At 54.5% G+C, this 17,173-nt stretch carries 8 protein-coding genes and 1 pseudogene; 4 read left to right on the top strand and 5 right to left on the bottom strand.

The genetic code is table 11. From position 1 onward, the window contains the following. Positions 1-16: 16 nt before the first annotated feature. Both Pr1d_RS17305 and Pr1d_RS17300 read left to right on the top strand, forming a co-directional pair. A complete protein-coding gene (locus tag Pr1d_RS17305; RefSeq protein ID WP_148074695.1) occupies positions 17-5,764 on the top strand; it encodes a cadherin domain-containing protein in 5,748 nt (1,915 codons plus the stop codon). 552 nt (positions 5,765-6,316) lie between these two features. Beyond that, positions 6,317-7,069, top strand: a complete 753-nt coding sequence (locus tag Pr1d_RS17300; RefSeq protein ID WP_168205308.1) for an SIR2 family NAD-dependent protein deacylase — start codon at positions 6,317-6,319, stop codon at positions 7,067-7,069. 97 nt (positions 7,070-7,166) lie between these two features. Here the strand turns inward: Pr1d_RS17300 and Pr1d_RS17295 are convergent, their stop codons facing one another. Both Pr1d_RS17295 and Pr1d_RS17290 read right to left on the bottom strand, forming a co-directional pair. Next, positions 7,167-11,207 carry a chemotaxis protein CheB gene (locus Pr1d_RS17295; protein WP_148074693.1) on the bottom strand — a complete coding sequence of 1,347 codons (4,041 nt, stop codon included), beginning with the start codon at positions 11,205-11,207 and terminating at the stop codon, positions 7,167-7,169. A 131-nt stretch (positions 11,208-11,338) separates the two neighbouring features. Then, on the bottom strand, positions 11,339-11,737 hold the full coding sequence (locus Pr1d_RS17290) for a hypothetical protein (RefSeq protein WP_148074692.1): 399 nt from the start codon (positions 11,735-11,737) through the stop codon (positions 11,339-11,341). 130 nt (positions 11,738-11,867) lie between these two features. On the opposite strand from Pr1d_RS17290, the gene Pr1d_RS17285 reads away from it, so the two are divergent. Continuing rightward, positions 11,868-12,758 carry a LysR family transcriptional regulator gene (locus Pr1d_RS17285; RefSeq protein WP_148074691.1) on the top strand — a complete coding sequence of 297 codons (891 nt, stop codon included), beginning with the start codon at positions 11,868-11,870 and terminating at the stop codon, positions 12,756-12,758. A 95-nt stretch (positions 12,759-12,853) separates the two neighbouring features. Here the strand turns inward: Pr1d_RS17285 and Pr1d_RS26340 are convergent. From Pr1d_RS26340 to Pr1d_RS17270, 3 genes and pseudogenes are all read right to left on the bottom strand, one after another. Next, a pseudogene (locus tag Pr1d_RS26340) lies at positions 12,854-12,991 on the bottom strand (transposase); the annotation flags it as partial. A gap of 6 nt (positions 12,992-12,997) precedes the next feature. After that, on the bottom strand, positions 12,998-14,053 hold the full coding sequence (locus tag Pr1d_RS17275; RefSeq protein ID WP_315853072.1) for a 2-hydroxyacid dehydrogenase: 1,056 nt from the start codon (positions 14,051-14,053) through the stop codon (positions 12,998-13,000). Positions 14,054-14,140: 87 nt separating this feature from the next. Then, a complete protein-coding gene (locus Pr1d_RS17270) occupies positions 14,141-16,081 on the bottom strand; it encodes a DUF4914 family protein (RefSeq protein ID WP_148074690.1) in 1,941 nt (646 codons plus the stop codon). Positions 16,082-16,322: 241 nt separating this feature from the next. Between Pr1d_RS17270 and Pr1d_RS17265 the strand changes: the two genes are divergently transcribed. Further along, positions 16,323-16,673, top strand: a complete 351-nt coding sequence (locus Pr1d_RS17265) for an ArsR/SmtB family transcription factor (protein WP_148074689.1) — start codon at positions 16,323-16,325, stop codon at positions 16,671-16,673. The last annotated feature ends 500 nt before the right edge of the window (positions 16,674-17,173 follow it).

Raw genomic sequence — 17,173 nt, 5'->3', positions numbered from 1 at the left:
GTTGTAGGGAACCGTCATGTCCAAACGTCACAAGCAAGGTCAAGATAATACCTCAGGCATGGATGCAGAGAAGAACTCGCAGAAACCGGGACGAGCGAAGGCGGCATTACAGGCCGATACGCTCGAGCCAAGAATCTTGCTATCGGCTACCTGGGTCGATGCCGACACCGGCGATGATCATCAGAATGAAGCCGATCACCAAGACCAGGATCACAATGATGTTGTCGCTCACATGCACGGCACGGGGGGCGACGACGACCTGTTGTTCGGGAAGCGAATCGGTGGTTCGCACTTCGATGATGATGGCGATGTGAAATTCGAAAAAGACTACCGTGCTGACGACGACTCCAGGCTTGATCGTCACAACACCGTGGATTTCTCCGACTCACGGTCAGGAGTGATTCTTGACCTGACGGATAGTGATGAAGAGAAGCAGGAACGAAGTCTGCGAGAAAGCGAATCGTCTCATGCGACCCAAGGGGTTGTGGGATCGGATTACGACGACATCTTCGAGTTCTCCAAGCCGGAAGACGGGCAGACGTACAAGGTCGACGGTGGCGGCGGGACGAACAGCATCGATCTCTCGAACGTCGACTCGAACCATGTGAAGTTCGGCGACGGGACCATCACGATCGACGATGGCGACAGCAGCTTCACCATCGAGTACCAGAATATTGATTCGATCGAGTTTGCCGACGCCAACGCACTGGTCGTCGATGGAGACCTCTCGGGCTACGAGGTCACCGAGGAAACGATCATCGTCGACGGTGACATTGCCCTGCGAGTTGATTTCGATGGCGAAGGTAGCGCCGAGATCGATTACGACGTGCACGAAGACCGTTTGCATGTGACAGACGTGTCGGACACGGGAGAGAATTCGATTCTCACGTTGGACCAAATGGCCGGTCCGGATGCTGAGTTCGATGTGACCCTCCTCGACGCGCCGCTGATCATCAATGCAGAGACCACGATTGATCACTTGACCGTGGAGTCTCGCCTGCAACATGCCGTCGTGGTGAACGGCTCCGTGGGCGATTTCGAGATTCAAGGTCACTTGGGTGGCAAAGGTTCGGTTGATGTAAATGGCGATGTCGCCTCGTTCACGCTCACCGGGAATTCAGACTTAAGTGGCTCCGTCACAGTCTCGGGAGACCTGGGCGCCACCACCGTTGGCGATGACATGTCGGGTTCGCTCAAGGTCGGAGGCGATCTTGAATCGCTGACGATTGGCGACAAAGTCGATGGAAAGGCATCGATCACGGTAGCCGGCGATGCCGGGAATATCTCAATCGGCGGTGGCATCGATGGTTCACTGTTGGTTGGTGGCGACGCTGCGTTGGTGACCATTGATGGAGCGATGAGCAGTGCCACGTTGGATATTCATGGCTCGGCCGAGGCGATCAGTATCGGCGGCAACATTAATGACAAGTCGACAATTCACATCGGGGCTGCTAGCTCATTTTCCTCAGGAAATGTTGCCGGAAGTGTGACGATTGATTCGTCGGTTCGTGGAGTCACCACAGGCACCATCAGCGGATCGATGGAGATTCATGGCGACGTCTCTTCCCTTTCGCTCACAAGCAACGCCGATTTGAGCGGCACGGTAACCATTGCTGGCAACCTTGGAGCAACCTCGATCGGCGATGACATGACCGGCTCGCTCCACGTCAAGGGCGATCTTGATACTCTGTCGATTGGTGACAATGTCTCGTCCAGCGCAGCGATCAACGTCGCCGGCAGCTCCGGGGATATCTCGATTGCCGATCGCATGGATGGCTCGCTGATTGTGGGTGGCGACGCGGGTACGGTGGCGATTGGTGCGTCGGTGAACAATGCAACCGTGGATATTGGCGGTAAGGCCGAAGCAATCAGTATCGGCGGCAACATCAATGGCAAGTCGACGATTCACGCGGGAGGTGCGTTTTCCTTCTCGTCGGGCAATCTGGCCGGAACGGTGGTGATCGACTCCTCGGTCGAAGAGATTACGACCCGCACTATCAGCGGTTCGCTGAAGATCGACGGAGACGTATCCAAACTGTCTCTAGAAGGTAATGGAGACCTTAAAGGAACGGTCAAAATTGCCGGCGATCTTGGTGCGACCACGATTGGGGACAACATGACAGGCTCGCTCATCGTCGGTGGCGACCTGAAGTCGCTGGACGTGAGTGATCAATTCACCAGTGGCGCTTCGATCGAAGTGACTGGTTCGGCCGGGAATATTCACATCGGGAACCAAATGGTGCGAGGCACGTCGATCATCGTCGAGGGTGATCTCGAATCGGTCACCGTGGACAAGAAAATCAACGACGGGGCATTCATTCGAGCAGGTGCCGTTTCGGGAAGGATGACGATCAGTGAAGGAGAGACTGTCCACAACGAGGACTTCTCCTCACCTGCCGAGGTGATCTACGACGGAACGGAATTGAAAGTCAAGTTGCAGAATTCGGCGCCCACCGACCTCGACTTGTCTGGTGCGATCGTCACCGAGAACTCGGCCGAAGGCACCATCGTGGGCACCGCCGCGGCCGTTGATCCGGACAAAGACGAAACGTTTAGCTATGCCCTTACCGACAACGCTGGCGGTCGTTTCGAGATCGACGCGGAAACCGGCGAAGTTCGGGTCGCCAAGGGAGCCGACCTCGACTTTGAATCGCAGGCGAGCCACGACGTCACGGTTCAGGTGACCGATTCGGCCGGCAATACCTACGAGGAAGCCTTCTCGATTGCCGTGACCGATATTCCCACGGTGACGATTACAGGCAACACGGTGCTTTCGGTGAGTGATGGCCCGTTCGACGATTTGGTGATCAATGCCAGCACGGTGACCATCGACGGTACGCTGGAGGTGAATGGCGATCTGACCATCAAAAGTCTCTACCGTCTGATGGATGGAGAAATCCACGTGGGCGGCGATGTGACGACGTTGGACAACTCCTTCGGCGGCAGCGGCACGGTGGTTCTCGATGGATCGGGTGACCAGACCATCTCCGCAGGGGGCGGAACAGGTGAAATCAGTCGGCTGTCGATCGAGAAGACCAGCGGTACGGTAACGTTAATTGATGAGATCGAAATCTCCGGCTCCTACGAGGACAACGGATCGGTGGTCGACGCCACCGGTGCCAGAGTCGAACTCCAGGGTAATCCGAACATCGCAGCCAGTGGAACGACGTTTGGCGATTTGGAACTCAACGCCAGCACGGTCACGATCGATGGCACGCTGGATGTTGACGGCGATTTGACCATCACCAGCCTGTACCGATTGCAGTCGGGCGGGATCCATGTGGCCGGCGACATCACTACACTGGACGCTTCGATCGGTGGCAGCGGAACCTTTGTTCTCGATGGTACGGGGGACCAGACTATTTCCGCCGGGGGTGGAGTCGGTGAACTGAACCATCTCTCGATTGAGAAACCCAGCGGAACGGTGACCCTGATTGACGAGATCGAAATCTCTGGCTCGTACAAAGATAACGGAACCAACGTCGATGCTACGGGGGCGAAAGTCGAATTGCAGGGTAATCCGAACATCGCAGCCAGTGGAACGACGTTTGGCGATTTGGAACTCAACGCCAGCACGGTCACGATCGATGGCACGCTGGATGTTGACGGCGATTTGACCATCACCAGCCTGTACCGATTGCAGTCGGGCGGGATCCATGTGGCCGGCGACATCACTACACTGGACGCTTCGATCGGTGGCAGCGGAACCTTTGTTCTCGATGGTACGGGGGACCAGACTATTTCCGCCGGGGGTGGAGTCGGTGAACTGAACCATCTCTCGATTGAGAAACCCAGCGGAACGGTGACCCTGATTGACGAGATCGAAATCTCTGGCTCGTACAAAGATAACGGAACCAACGTCGATGCTACGGGGGCGAAAGTCGAATTGCAGGGCAACCCAACCATTTCGGCCAATAGCACCATGTTCGGCGATGTCGAACTAAACGCCAGCACGGTAAAGATCGACGGAGACATGTGGGTGCATGGCGACATCGACGTTACCCAGTTGTATCGCCTTGAGGGTGGGGTGATCCACGTTGCCGGCTCGATCAACATGATCGACAGTTCGTGGGGAGGCAGCGGTCAAATCGTCCCATGGAATCAGGCACCAACCGATCTCGACTTCAAAGGTGGCAGTATCGCTGAAGACGCCAAGCCGGGAACCGTCGTCGGGGCGGCCTATGCTACCGACCCCGACCGTGATGATAAGCTGACCTACGAGCTGACTGACAATGCCGACGGTCGCTTTGAAATCGACGCCGAAACCGGCGTGGTCTCGGTTGCCCGCGGGGCGGACCTCGACTTTGAAAACGCCGGAACGCATGAGATCAGCATCAAAGTTACCGATTCGGCCGGTCACGAGCGCATGGAGTCGTTCGAAATTCAGGTCACCGACGTGAACGAAGCGATCACTGACCTGGATTTCAAGGGCGGCAGCATTCCCGAGAACGCCAAGCCGGGAACCGTCGTCGGGGCGGCCTATGCTACCGACCCCGACCGTGATGATAAACTAACCTACGAACTTACCGACAATGCCGACGGTCGCTTTGAAATCGACGCCGAAACCGGCGTGGTCTCGGTTGCCCGCGGGGCGGACCTCGACTTTGAAAACGCCGGAACGCATGAGATCAGCATCAAAGTTACCGATTCGGCCGGTCACGAGCGCATGGAGTCGTTCGAAATTCAGGTCACCGACGTGAACGAAGCGATCACTGACCTGGATTTCAAGGGCGGCAGCATTCCCGAGAACGCCAAGCCGGGAACCGTCGTCGGGGCGGCCTATGCTACCGACCCCGACCGTGATGATAAACTAACCTACGAACTTACCGACAATGCCGACGGTCGCTTTGAAATCGACGCCGAAACCGGCGTGGTCTCGGTTGCCCGCGGGGCGGACCTCGACTTTGAAAACGCCGGAACGCATGAGATCAGCATCAAAGTTACCGATTCGGCCGGTCACGAGCGCATGGAGTCGTTCGAAATTCAGGTCACCGACGTGAACGAAGCGATCACTGACCTGGATTTCAAGGGCGGCAGCATTCCCGAGAACGCCAAGCCGGGAACCGTCGTCGGGGCGGCCTATGCTACCGACCCCGACCGTGATGATAAGCTGACCTACGAGCTGACTGACAATGCCGACGGTCGCTTTGAAATCGACGCCGAAACCGGCGTGGTCTCGGTTGCCCGCGGGGCGGACCTCGACTTTGAAAACGCAGAATCTCACACGATTCAAATCACGGTTACTGACTCGGCAGGCAACACGCGTGAAATATCACACGTGATCGAGTTAGAAGATCAGGCAGATACGCCCCAGCCCGAGGATGTTGGGCGAGAGGTAAACGAATTGCACACGGCGGATTCGGACGATGAATCGCGGTCGAGCGAAGAAAGGATCAATTCCAAACTTGACCGGACCGAGGAGCTCACTGCGGATGAACTGTTGTATCGTCCCGGACTTTCGGCCGATGGATTTGTGCCAGTTGCCGTAGGTTTGAATGAGTACATTCCGCAAGACATCGATTGGAAGAGCACCGACTTTGGCGAGGTTTCCGTGCTCAACAACTTGGAGGAGCAGGCCCCTGAAACGATCGATCCGCAGGGGGCTCTCTCAGAATACGACACTTCGCCGGCTGACGTAGAAGAGGTGGCAACCCTGGTCGCCGCGGGCAATGAGACCGGTTTGCTGGCCAAGCTATGGGGATTTGCCAGGGCTTACCGAGGTGTGAGCGAATCCGGCTCCTCGAATCGGCAGGAGCGTAGCTAGAGTCGTTTCGTCGTGACCTTCGCGGAAGCGTGCAGCTCCCCGGTGGGGGACACCGCCACTGCGGCTCAATACCAGGTTGCACGTATGGCAGGTGCATCCATGGGAGCACAATCAACGTATTCGACAGCGGTCGCGCCACCGCCCGCAGTTTCCACCAACTCGAACTGAGATCGGTTGCATCAACCGACCGCTGGAAGCGATTTTTCTAGCGAGCAGAGGTGTCAGACCTCAAACTAGACCGCTGCAAGTTGGCCGCCGGCCTAACTCCATTCGGATGGTCCACCCGCCTTCAATTTGTGATCCGGCTAATTGCAGGCGGTGAAAAAGACCTCAGCAACTACGCATTACATCGATTAGGAAAACTAGGTTCTGACACTGGCAGCTCTATCCTGCCTCAGCCGTAAGCACCTAACGGGTTGCAGCGACACGTCCCTCGATTTTTCATAGGGCAACTTACGCGTCGAAGCCGCTATCTACCGTACATCGCTCGAATGCCACGCACGACCGTGACTCGCATTGACTGCCGTTCTTGCGAGTTGAACAATGCACTGCATGAATTCCGAGGTCGCGACAATAATTGCAGGCTGGCTGAAGAAAGCCGAAAACGCGGTTGTCTTCACGGGCGCCGGCGTCAGTACCGAGAGCGGGATTCCCGATTTTCGCTCGCCCGGCGGCGTCTGGTCGAAGTACCGCACCGTCTACTACGACGAGTTTATGGCCAGCGCCGACGCGAGATACGAATACTGGCGACAGAAGGCGGAGGGCCATCGTGACTTCGCCGACGCACAGCCAAACGACGGTCATCGCGTGATCGCCAAATGGGAACGCGACGGCATGATCTGCGGCGTGATCACGCAGAACATTGACGGGCTGCACCATATCGCTGGCAATCAGGACGTCCTCGAATTGCACGGGACAGCGCGACAGATTCTCTGTCAGGATTGCGGAACTTCCTCCGAGGCTGCCCCGTTGATCGCTGAGTTTTTAGAGACCGACCGGGTTCCCGCGTGCCGTAAATGTGCCAACGGTCGCTTGAAACACGCGACGATTTCGTTCGGTCAAGCACTACCTATGGAAGTGCTCGAGCAGGCGGCCGCGTGGTGTCGGGAAGCAGATCTGCTGTTGGCGATCGGCTCGTCACTGGTCGTGTCGCCGGCGGCCGACTTGCCCATGCTTACGAAACGAAACGGGGGCCGGCTGGTCATCATCAACCGCGATACCACGCCGCTGGACGTGATGGCGGACAAAGTAATTCAAGAATCGATCGGCGCCACCCTTTCGGCAGTCGATTACCGCATTGTGTAGCAAGTCTCTGCCATGAAGGGCACAGTCCAGTATTCCTGCAAAAAATGCACCATGAGTTGCTTAAGAATTATTGTCCGTCGCAAAATCGCAAGATCACTTAGCGAGACTGTCGCAGCACGCGGGCCAGTTCTTCAGGCGCAACAGGTTTCACAGCATGTTCGTCAAACCCTGCTTCGAGTACCTTTTGGTGGTCCTCGGCCCGGCCATAGCCAGTGATTGCAACCAGACGTAGATTTCGATCAGATAGTTCTGTACGAACTTTGCGGGCAAGTTGGTATCCGTCCATTTTTGGCAAGCCGATGTCAACCAAAGCAATGTCAAACTCTCCATTTCGAATAGCTTCGTAGCCTGATTCGCCATCGGCGGCAACAGATACTTGATAACCCTCCAATTCTAGGAGCTGTTTGAGCATGTTGCGGCTGTCCTCGTTGTCTTCGGTGATCAGGATTCGTGCAGACGTGTCTGCCGCAAAGTCAACGTTTGGACCATTGATGTTTGGTTTTTTCGTAGAAATCGGAAGCTTTACCGTAAATACGCTACCATTATCGAGTCCTGCACTACTGGCCGTGACAGTTCCTTGATGCAGCTCCACGAGCATCTTCACGAGACTGAGACCCACGCCCAAACCACCATCGGAACGGTCAATCGGATTATCGCCTTGTACGAACAAATCAAAAACGGAATCAAGCAACTCAGGCGCAATTCCTTTACCGTTATCTTCGACTCGCATGCAGGCGTATCCGCCTTCGCTGCTGAGCGACAAAGAGATTCGACCTCCGTTTGGCGTGTATTTGGCAGCATTGACTAGCAGATTTACTTGAATTTGTAGTAGCCTAGATGGATCCCCCTCGACATAAATCGCCTCGCCGGGAGCAGTCACCTCAAGTTGATGGTCACGTTGTTCGATCTCTGCACAAACTGCTTGAATCGCATCGTCTATAGTTTTTGAAAGGTCGAAAACCTCTTTGCGGAGATCTATTTTTCCCTGTGTAATCCTCGAAACGTCGAGCAGATCATCCAACAAGCAGGCCATTTGACTGGTCTGACGTAGTATGACATCGGAAGCTGCTGCTATGGCCGATGATGTAGTTTTCTTGTGTTCGAGAATTCTGGCGGCATTTGCAACTCCCCCCAGTGGATTGCGAAGTTCGTGTGAAAGCATCGCAAGAAACTCATCGCGGCGTTTTACTTCCCGATGTGCTTCTTCTTCCGCTGCTTTTCGTGCGGTGATGTCTTTCGCAATAGTGGCGATTCCTACGGATTCGCCATCCTCGCCGGAAAGCAAAGAGAGTGTGAGCAGGATCGGTCGAGATTCACCAGACTTCGACTGCCTCCAAGTCTCGACGTTTCGTAGAGACTCCTTGTCACGACAACGCTGACGCAGCTGGACGGACCTGTCGCGCTGGCTTTCAGGAACCAGAACGGAGATATTCTTTCCGATCAGTTCCTCGCGACTCCAGCCGTATGTTTGCTCCGCTTCTTGATTCAAGTCAACTATTTGTCCTTCCAAGTCTTCAATGATAATCGGATCGGCTCCGTCCATGAATACTTTAGACAAACGTCTCAGTTGTTCTTCAGAACGTTTGATACTATCAATATCAGTCAATGTGAGCACGGCTCCATCAACACGCTCTCTAGACCGATAGGGTAAAATTCGTAGAAAGTACCACGTTCCATGTCGATCTTGTACGTCGAGCTCAAATGCCTCTTCCAACTCAATTACGCGCTGAACATCATCCATCAGAGATTCATGTTTTATACTATGTGTGAAAGCATTGAGTGTCCTGCCAACATCTTGCGGAACGAGCTGAAATACGTGGGCTATCTGCGGAGTCAATTTGCGTATCGTGAGCTCACGATCCACAAAAATGGTGCCAACCTCTGTGCTACGCAACAGATTGTCCATGTCATCAGTTAGTTCAGTCAGTTCTGTGATTTTCTTTTGGTGTTCGGCATTGACCGTATACAACTCCTCGTTCACGGAATGTAACTCTTCGTTTGTGCTCTGCAGCTCTTCGTTGGAAGCGACCAATTCCTCGTTGGTCGCTTGCAGCTCTTCATTGGTGGTCTCCATCTCCTCAACAGTTGACTGCAAATTCTCTTTGGTATACTGAAGCTCCTCTTCGAGTTCGTTGATCCGATCAAGAGATACTCCATCAAGATGGATCTCATCGGATACCTTCACCTGAAGTGGTTCTTTCTTTCGTGATTCAAAAGTAATGAGGTAGTAGTCATCACCTGTGCTGCGGATAGAAATCGGTCTGACGGAGAGCCTTAGCTGCTGCCCCTCGCCGACTGAGCCACAGTTGATCTTGCCGTATGCGACCGGCAGCTTCTCTTTCATCGCCCTCTGCAGTGCACCTGCCAAGGCAAGCTTGATTTCAGGATCCACATACTCCAGTACATCTTCAGGTGGCCTACCATCAGGGACTACGAGAAACTTTCCGGCACCCGTAAAGGAGTGGACTAATTTGCGATGCTCATCCACGAGCAGGCTAGCTGGTACATAATCTTCTAGAAGCGCATCATACGCCTTCAGTAAGTGAACTTCAGGGATTGCCCTGAGTGCTGCGTGATTAGTTGCGGGGACCGATCTGAGTCTTTCCAGGCCTGGGGAAAGTGGTAGACGCAGATTTGCAGGCAAGCGAGCATCACGCCTTTTACGGTACATCTTCCAGTGCCGATCCACTGTCTCGAACTCTTCATCGAGATCGGCAGGACTCTCGCTCGGCCCTAAGAACAAGAATCCACCTGCCCGCAACCCAAAGTGGAAGAGAGAAAGGGCCTTGTTTTGGGCCTCCGGTTTCAGGTAGATCAGGAGATTGCGGCAGCAAACCAGATCTAGCTTCGTGAAAGGGGCATCCTTAACCACATTGTGTGGCGCAAAGACGATCATCTTGCGTAGATCCTGAGCCACTTGGTAACCCGATCCTCTCTTGAGGAAGTACCTTTGCAGCCGCTCTGAAGAAACTCCGGAGAGCGCGTCCTCGGCATAGAATCCGCCACTTGCAATTTCTATAGATGCATGATGTACGTCCGTGGCAAAGACCTTAACGTTCAACGGCCTGGAGCGTGTTGAAAGGGCTTCATGGAGCAAGATGGCCATAGAATAGGCTTCTTCTCCCGTGGCACACCCAGCAACCCATACTCGCAATTCTTCATCAGCGGGGACTCGGCTCAGCAGTTGAGGAATAACTTCGACTTCCAAGTTGCGAAATGCATCCGCATCGCGAAAAAACTTGGTAACCCCAATAAGCAAATCACGGTAGAGCGCATTGAGTTCGTCCTTGTCAGAGAGAACGCTTCGAACGTAGTCGCTAAGGTCTAAGCAGCCAGTAAGCTGCAGGCGACGTTCTACCCGTCGCACGACTGTCGCGGGCTTGTAGTAGGAAAAATCTATTCGGTACACCTCTCGCAAAGCTCCGAATAGTTCACTAATGCCAGATTCAGAAACTCGGTGACAATCTTCTGCGGTTGCAGGAGATTGAGTGTCTCCGCGTATGTGACGAAGGATTTCGTCAGCTATTTGATGTGGGGGTAGTACAGCATCGACTATCCCAGTCTCAATGGCACTGCGGGGCATTCCATCGAAATTTGCTGTGGTTTCATCTTGTGCAATCACAAATCCACCGGCTTCATGGATCGCTCGAATCCCGCGGGAACCATCACTACCAGTGCCGGATAGTATCACTCCAATCGCCTGCTCACCGTATTCCTGAGCTTGGGAACGCATAAAGGTATCGATTGGCAAACTTAGCCCTTGGGATGGGTCTTTGTCGGTCAGAAGCAGCTTGCCGTCGGCAACGATCATCTCTTTCTTAGGCGGGATCAGATAGATCGCATTCGGCTCAACTTCCATGCCATCCTCGACACGATAGATTTTTAGCTCTGTATGACGGGCAAGCAGCTCGTTCATCAGACTTTTGAAGTCTGGTGATAGATGCTGAACAACTACGAAGGCAAGTCCGCTCTCGTCGGGAACCGTATCAAAAAACTTTTCGAGGGCCTCTAAGCCTCCAGCTGAAGCGCCCAGTGAGACCACATATAAAGAGGCGGTATCGTCTAAACCGACTTCCCCTCCAGAAGAATCTGGAAGCGAGTTTGCTGCGATAAATCCGTTGTCATTAGGGATGATCATAGGGCACCGTTCAGCAGGAGTGCTTATTTTTACTTGCGTATTGGTTGAGAAATTGACTCGTCGATCAAGCTTCAGGATTGCATTTTCAGCGACGGGTTCGCTGTGGAATTTGAACCAAATCCGTACGAGTACTAGGCAGCATACTCCGAAACTTGCTCAATGGCGTCGGCTTCAAGACGAGTATCAGCAGCCAACTCAAACTCTGTCCACCTCTTCACTGTTTTTCGCATCTTTTTGCGATTCGTTTTCTGATTGAGTGTGTGCGAGGTCCGGTTAGCAATGCGGTAGGTTAACGCCGCTAGGTTGTCACCCTCAGCTTGAATTACCACTGGCGGCATTCGCTTTAGATGCACCACGCAGCGGCATTGTTTATCAATCCCACCTTTCGGCCCATTTACATCTTCGATGTACAGGCAAACGTGTCTCACCCAGTGCTGAAATGGCTCCAGTGATTCGAGCAAGACGGTTTCAAGTTTTTCATCCCAGCAATCATTGTGCTTCGTTCCGCTAAATCGAATATCCAATCTCATCGTAGCTCTCCTTCTTGAAGTTAGTGGGTCACGTGAGTCGACACACAAAACTATACGCGACTGCGAGCATTAGGTATGCTTAATTTGTTTGCCCGGACACCTTAGAAATATTTAACTGTGAGTGCCGCTTATGGACTGGCTCAATTACAACCAATTGCTGAACTTCTGGGCAGTTGCTCGTGAGGGGAGCGTGCAGCGAGCCAGCGAGGTGCTGCACGTGACTCCGGCTAGCGTGAGTGTGCAGGTCAAGCAGCTCGAACAATCGCTGGGAGTCAAACTGCTCAAGAAGCAGGGACGCGGAATTGCGCTTACCAAAATGGGGGAACATGTTTCCACCTACGCCAATGAAATCTTCGCCACTGGGCGCGAGTTGGTGGAAATGGTCAAAGGACAGCCGGTGGGGAGACCTCTGGAGTTGCGGGTTGGCGTCCGCGACGTGATGCCAAAGCTGATGGCATTTCAGCTACTTCTCCCCGCGCTCGAATCCGAGTATCCAGTAAAATTAGTTTGCCAGGAAGGAGACATGTCTCACCTCGTGGCTGATCTCGCCGTTCACAAACTTGACTTAATCTTAACAGATACCGCGCTCGACCCGCTCTATAAAGTGCAAGCATACTCTCATCGCCTAAGCGAATCTGATGTCGTAATAATCGGGAGCAAGGCCCTGGCAAGAAAATATCGAAAGGGTTTTCCCGCATCCCTGGATGGAGCGCCTTTTCTGCTGCCGACAGCCAACTGCGTACTTAGACGACTCATGGATCAATGGTTCAGAGACCTCGACCTAGCACCGGCAGTCAAAGGCGAATTCGCCGATAGCGCGATGCTGAAAATCGCAGGTCGTCATGGCGTGGGTTTGTTTGCTATTCCGACTAGCATCCTAGAGGAAGTGAAAGCAATCTACGGCCTGCGTGAGGTAGGAATTGCAGCAGGCATCAAAGAGCAATCCTATGCTGTAACCGTTGAAAAGAAGTTGAAACACCCGGCCGTAGTAGAAATTCTTGAGCACGCAAGGTCGATTTAGAGCAGCGACACTCGATCCCCAATTGGACTAGTTATCTTCCAGAATTAGTGCTGTTCAAAAAGACGTGCCGCCCAAGAGAATAGTATTTGCAGGATAGATCGACGTGATGAAGTGAACTTGCGAATCACACTGTTAACCGACTCGATCGTGTTGGTGGTATAAATGTCCCTGCGAATCGAAGGTGGGAAGTCGAACAGCGTGATGATGTCGGTCCACTTCGCAACCCTAGCCAGATTGCCTCAAGGTGACACGACGACGTTAACACGATCTAGATTGCCACCGGCAAACAGAGTGACGTTTTCCATGGTGGTCGACGCGATGTTGTGCATCGCTTCTTGGGTGAAGAACGCCTGGTGGCTTGTGATAATTACATTGGGAAACGTCAGTAGACGGGCCAACGTGTCATCTTGAAGTACATTACCGGAGAGATCCTCGAAGAAAACGCCTTCCTCTTCCTCGTAGACATCCAACGCTATGGCGCCGATTTTTCCGGACTTGAGTCCAGCAACAGCAGCGTTGGCGTCTACCAAGCCTCCACGGCTCGTGTTGATCAATACGACCCCGGGCTTCATCCGCTCAATGGCGAGTGTTCCAATCATATGTAGGGTGTCAGGCGTGAGAGGACAGTGGAGCGTGATAACATCGGTTTCAGCAATGAGCTTGTCGAGGTCGACGTATTGCACACCCATCTTTACGCACTCTGCGTTGCAATGAATGTCGCTTGCCAGCAATCGACAACCGAATCCCGCAAGGATTCGACATACGCAGACGCCGATGCGTCCCGTGCCAACCACCCCAATCGTCTTACCGTGCAGGTCGAATCCCAATAGCCCCTCGATCGAGAAGTTTCCTTCACGGACGCGATTATACGCACGATGAATGCGTCGATTGATGGTTAGGAGTATCGCTACTGAATGTTCGGCGACAGCGTACGGCGAGTACTCCGGAACACGCGTCACGGCAATGCCGCGACGCTTGGCAGCTTCGACGTCGACGTTATTAAACCCGGCGCAGCGCAGGGTTATGAGACGCGTTCCGCCGTTGGCCAGGATCTCGATTGTTTCCGCATTGAGCTTATCATTGACAAACACGCAGATAGCCGGGCTGCCAATCGCAAGTGCTGCAGATTCCGGGCCGAGTCGGGCCTCCAGAAACCGAAGGTCGTGCCCATGCTGAAGGTTGGCCTGCTCCAAAAACCGACGATCGTAAGATTTGGAACTGAAGACAGTAACCTGCACGGTGAACTCCAATTGCTCGGTTCGATCATGCCGTGTATGGCAAATCAAACGCATCATCACTCGCGATCACCATTCGGGCGAATCCGCAGACATCAGTACCGCGCGATTGAACCAGAGATCTCAGATCGCGTGTGGGCCAAACCGCTAAGTCACGATTGCCTCGTAATCTTCCACTGCTGCTCCGTCCAGGCAGGCCTCAATGACACGCCTACCAAATGGCTGGAGGTCTTCCACCAGGAATTGTTGTAGCTGCCGGTGAAAGAACTCGGTCAACATTGTCGCCCCCATGTCGTACGCCTCAGGCCCGACTTCTGGTTGTTGCGAGACATCCAAGAACCAAGTACCAATCGTCTGCCCTTCGACCATCAAGGTATGTTTGTTGTACCCCAACAGCGGGCAACGGGACGGAATAAGATCGCCTTGGCGGAACGGCGCGGCGCCACGTCGTGCCAGGTATTCGCGGGCGATCCATTGCGGGGCGAAGCCAACACGCCACGCACCAATGTGTTGATTCGGGATCAGCACAAACAGCGTTTCGTGGCTCTCCATGACTTGGTCGAGCAAGATATTCGCTTGATCGACCCGTCGACCGGTAGCGAAGGGCCAGAACGACCCGACGCCCTCGCTTTGCATGCCGCCCTGGTCAACGATTGAAGGGTTTCCATGCCCCCGCGGCGCCACCAGCCGCCACAGCCAAGCGAGCGTGGGTGGCAGGACGTGGAACAAGCCCATGATGCCGTAGGTAGGATGCTCTGAGGTGCATGGGGGGCAACGCACGCCGAAGCTGCGGATGTCTACAGTCACCGGGTGATTCACTACGTTGGGGAGGTAGCTTCGCGGCATCACGACCCGGGGGTTGGGACACGGAGTGTCGGGCGCGTCCATCGTGTGTTGCCAGATCAAGGCCGTCGCGCCTGGCTTCGCGTCGATATTCAAGAACAGCAGTGGCCCTGGCGGATCGATGGTGATGCTTTCGAGGTGGGGGTCGACGCCGTATTTCCCGATGTGGTTCACCCGGATGAACCACGCCGACTCGGCGTCGGTGAGCGTTAGCTTCCCGTCGGTTTTGTATGCTGACTCGAGTTCCGGATGGCATAGCGCCATGTCGTCGGTTACGGGGTGCAGGTCGCAGCCGCGGGCGAGCGTCAATTTGCGGATGTCGCCGTTTACAAGGTTCTCGCCAAGCAGCAAGGTGCCATCCGCTTCGCGATGCATCTGTTCGAGCATTTCGCTCTTGCCGCCGCCAGACGCTCCTTCATGCATGATGGTGATGGTGTTTTCGTATGGCGTGACCACTTCGACCGTCGAACAGTGGGCCGTAGTCCATGGCTCGTCTGCCCGTTCTCCTAGCGTCAGGAGCATGCCGTAGACGCCCTTCTTGGCGGACGGCCCTGGGTACAGGTTATACGAAAACAGTTCGTGCAAATTGAAGTCATCTTCGAATCGGCGGTTGTGCACCACCACTTGCTTGCCGCGGAAGTGGGTATGCCGAAACGACGGCACCACGTACACCACGGCGCCATGGTGGTAATCGGCCCCAGCGGCCCGGATTTCCTCAAGTGGGATAATGCCCTGCAGCATCGCCAAACCCAAAGCGAAGAAGCCGGCATTTGCCGGAGCGATCGCCACGGCGTTCAGCGGCCGCTTGGGCTCGCCGGTTCGGAAGAAAAAGGCCGCAATGGGCTGCGTCTTGAGCCACTCGATGGTTTCGCTGCGTAGTTCGCCAAATGGCTGGCCAAATCGTTCGTCGAACGTCGGCTTGTCGGTGTGTACACCGTCGCCGACTACCATGCAATCCGGGTCGCGGCGCCGCATGTACGGTTCAACGTAATTGGCGGCGATGCCGTTCCTTGCTTGGCAGACTTCGACCTCGGGCACGAAGCCCTTGCCTGGGACATCGTAGCCGACGGTATAGAACCCTTTGCTGTTTGCCTCCCCCAAGCCGAGCAAGGGATCGGGAATCGACAGCCGCACTAAATCATCCACGCTGCCGGCTAGGTGGAGACGGCCTGACGATTCGGCCGCTTCGAAAACGGACATCGCGCTGTGCGACAGCGTCAGCTCGGGAAAATTCGCAAGGGGCATCTCTGTTCCTCGGCTAAGTTCGAATTCACTTGAAATTATGATCGCGTTCGATGCTAGATGGAGCAAACGTCGCCAGCGGTTACCCCTGCAACTGGGGACGCAGGCAAACAGGATACGGTGCGAGAAAGACCAAAGTTCAGGGCGGAACCGCTGGCCCGTCATTGCATTCAAACATTTGAATATGGTAATATATCCTTGAGAGAGTTTACCTCAATCGCCCAATCTGTCAAGAGACCATGCGATGCCTTACCGCCTGCTTGCAGCGACTGAACTCGCAGAGTTCCTGCGAGCCCTAGCGCACCCGCGGCGTATTCAGATCCTGGAGGAGTTGCGCAACGACGAACAGGACGTGGCTTCGCTTAAAGAAGCCACGGGACTGACTCAGTCCAGCGTGTCACAGCACCTCATGGTCTTGCGGGCACATCGCGTTGTCTCCGAGCGTCGCGAAGGGCGAAGAGTGTTTTACCGACTTCGGACGGTAGAGCTTGCGGATTGGCTAGTGGAAGGAATGGACTTCTTGCCGCCCATGAATCAGCGAGACGGCGAACTTCGCAAAGCAATCAGGAAGGCAATATCCAAATGGTCAGATTGAATTTCGACCAATATTCCGTAACGACACACCGGAGGAGCATGCCATGAAACAGTTCAAGAGATCAAGGTTGGAGTCGACTTGTCCTGGCGTGACCACTTCCTGTCGAACGAACTCTCACCGCCACACGCGGAAGCCTTACGCCAAGCTTTGTGGCTGGCACAGCTGAAGTCCGCATCCATTGACTTCGTCTTCTCGTTGGACCTGTCGGCAAAAGCTCAGGAACTCATCGCGGAAAGAAGTACTGATAATAATACCGCCCTGAGTGAAGCCAACGACCACCTAGTTGTTCTCGAAGAGAACGCTCGCAAACTTAGGTATAGCGGCGGTCAGCCACGTGATTGTTGGTACGTGTTGGCTGGAGTTGATTCGTCAGCTCCTTGGCAAAGAACATGGCCTGTTGCTTGTGGGTACTCGTCACTTGGCGCCGTTCAGGCGGCCTTCCTGGGCAACACGGGCATCAAAACTCTTGCGAAAATGCCCCCGCGCTTTTTGGGTAACTC

Source organism: Bythopirellula goksoeyrii (assembly GCF_008065115.1).
Lineage (GTDB): Bacteria > Planctomycetota > Planctomycetia > Pirellulales > Lacipirellulaceae > Bythopirellula > Bythopirellula goksoeyrii.
The sequence above is the reverse complement of the archived record's forward strand: the minus strand, read 5'-3'. Positions and strand labels throughout refer to the sequence as shown.

Excerpts from the sequence above, each read along its gene's own strand:
- Pr1d_RS17275 (WP_315853072.1), bottom strand. The coding sequence starts at position 14,053 with ATGATGCGTTTGATTTGCCATACACGGCATGATCGAACCGAGCAATTG.
- Pr1d_RS17305 (WP_148074695.1), top strand. The coding sequence starts at position 17 with ATGTCCAAACGTCACAAGCAAGGTCAAGATAATACCTCAGGCATGGAT.
- Pr1d_RS17295 (WP_148074693.1), bottom strand. The coding sequence starts at position 11,207 with ATGATCATCCCTAATGACAACGGATTTATCGCAGCAAACTCGCTTCCA.
- Pr1d_RS17270 (WP_148074690.1), bottom strand. The coding sequence starts at position 16,081 with ATGCCCCTTGCGAATTTTCCCGAGCTGACGCTGTCGCACAGCGCGATG.
- Pr1d_RS17285 (WP_148074691.1), top strand. The coding sequence starts at position 11,868 with ATGGACTGGCTCAATTACAACCAATTGCTGAACTTCTGGGCAGTTGCT.
- Pr1d_RS17265 (WP_148074689.1), top strand. The coding sequence starts at position 16,323 with ATGCCTTACCGCCTGCTTGCAGCGACTGAACTCGCAGAGTTCCTGCGA.
- Pr1d_RS17300 (WP_168205308.1), top strand. The coding sequence starts at position 6,317 with ATGAATTCCGAGGTCGCGACAATAATTGCAGGCTGGCTGAAGAAAGCC.
- Pr1d_RS17290 (WP_148074692.1), bottom strand. The coding sequence starts at position 11,737 with ATGAGATTGGATATTCGATTTAGCGGAACGAAGCACAATGATTGCTGG.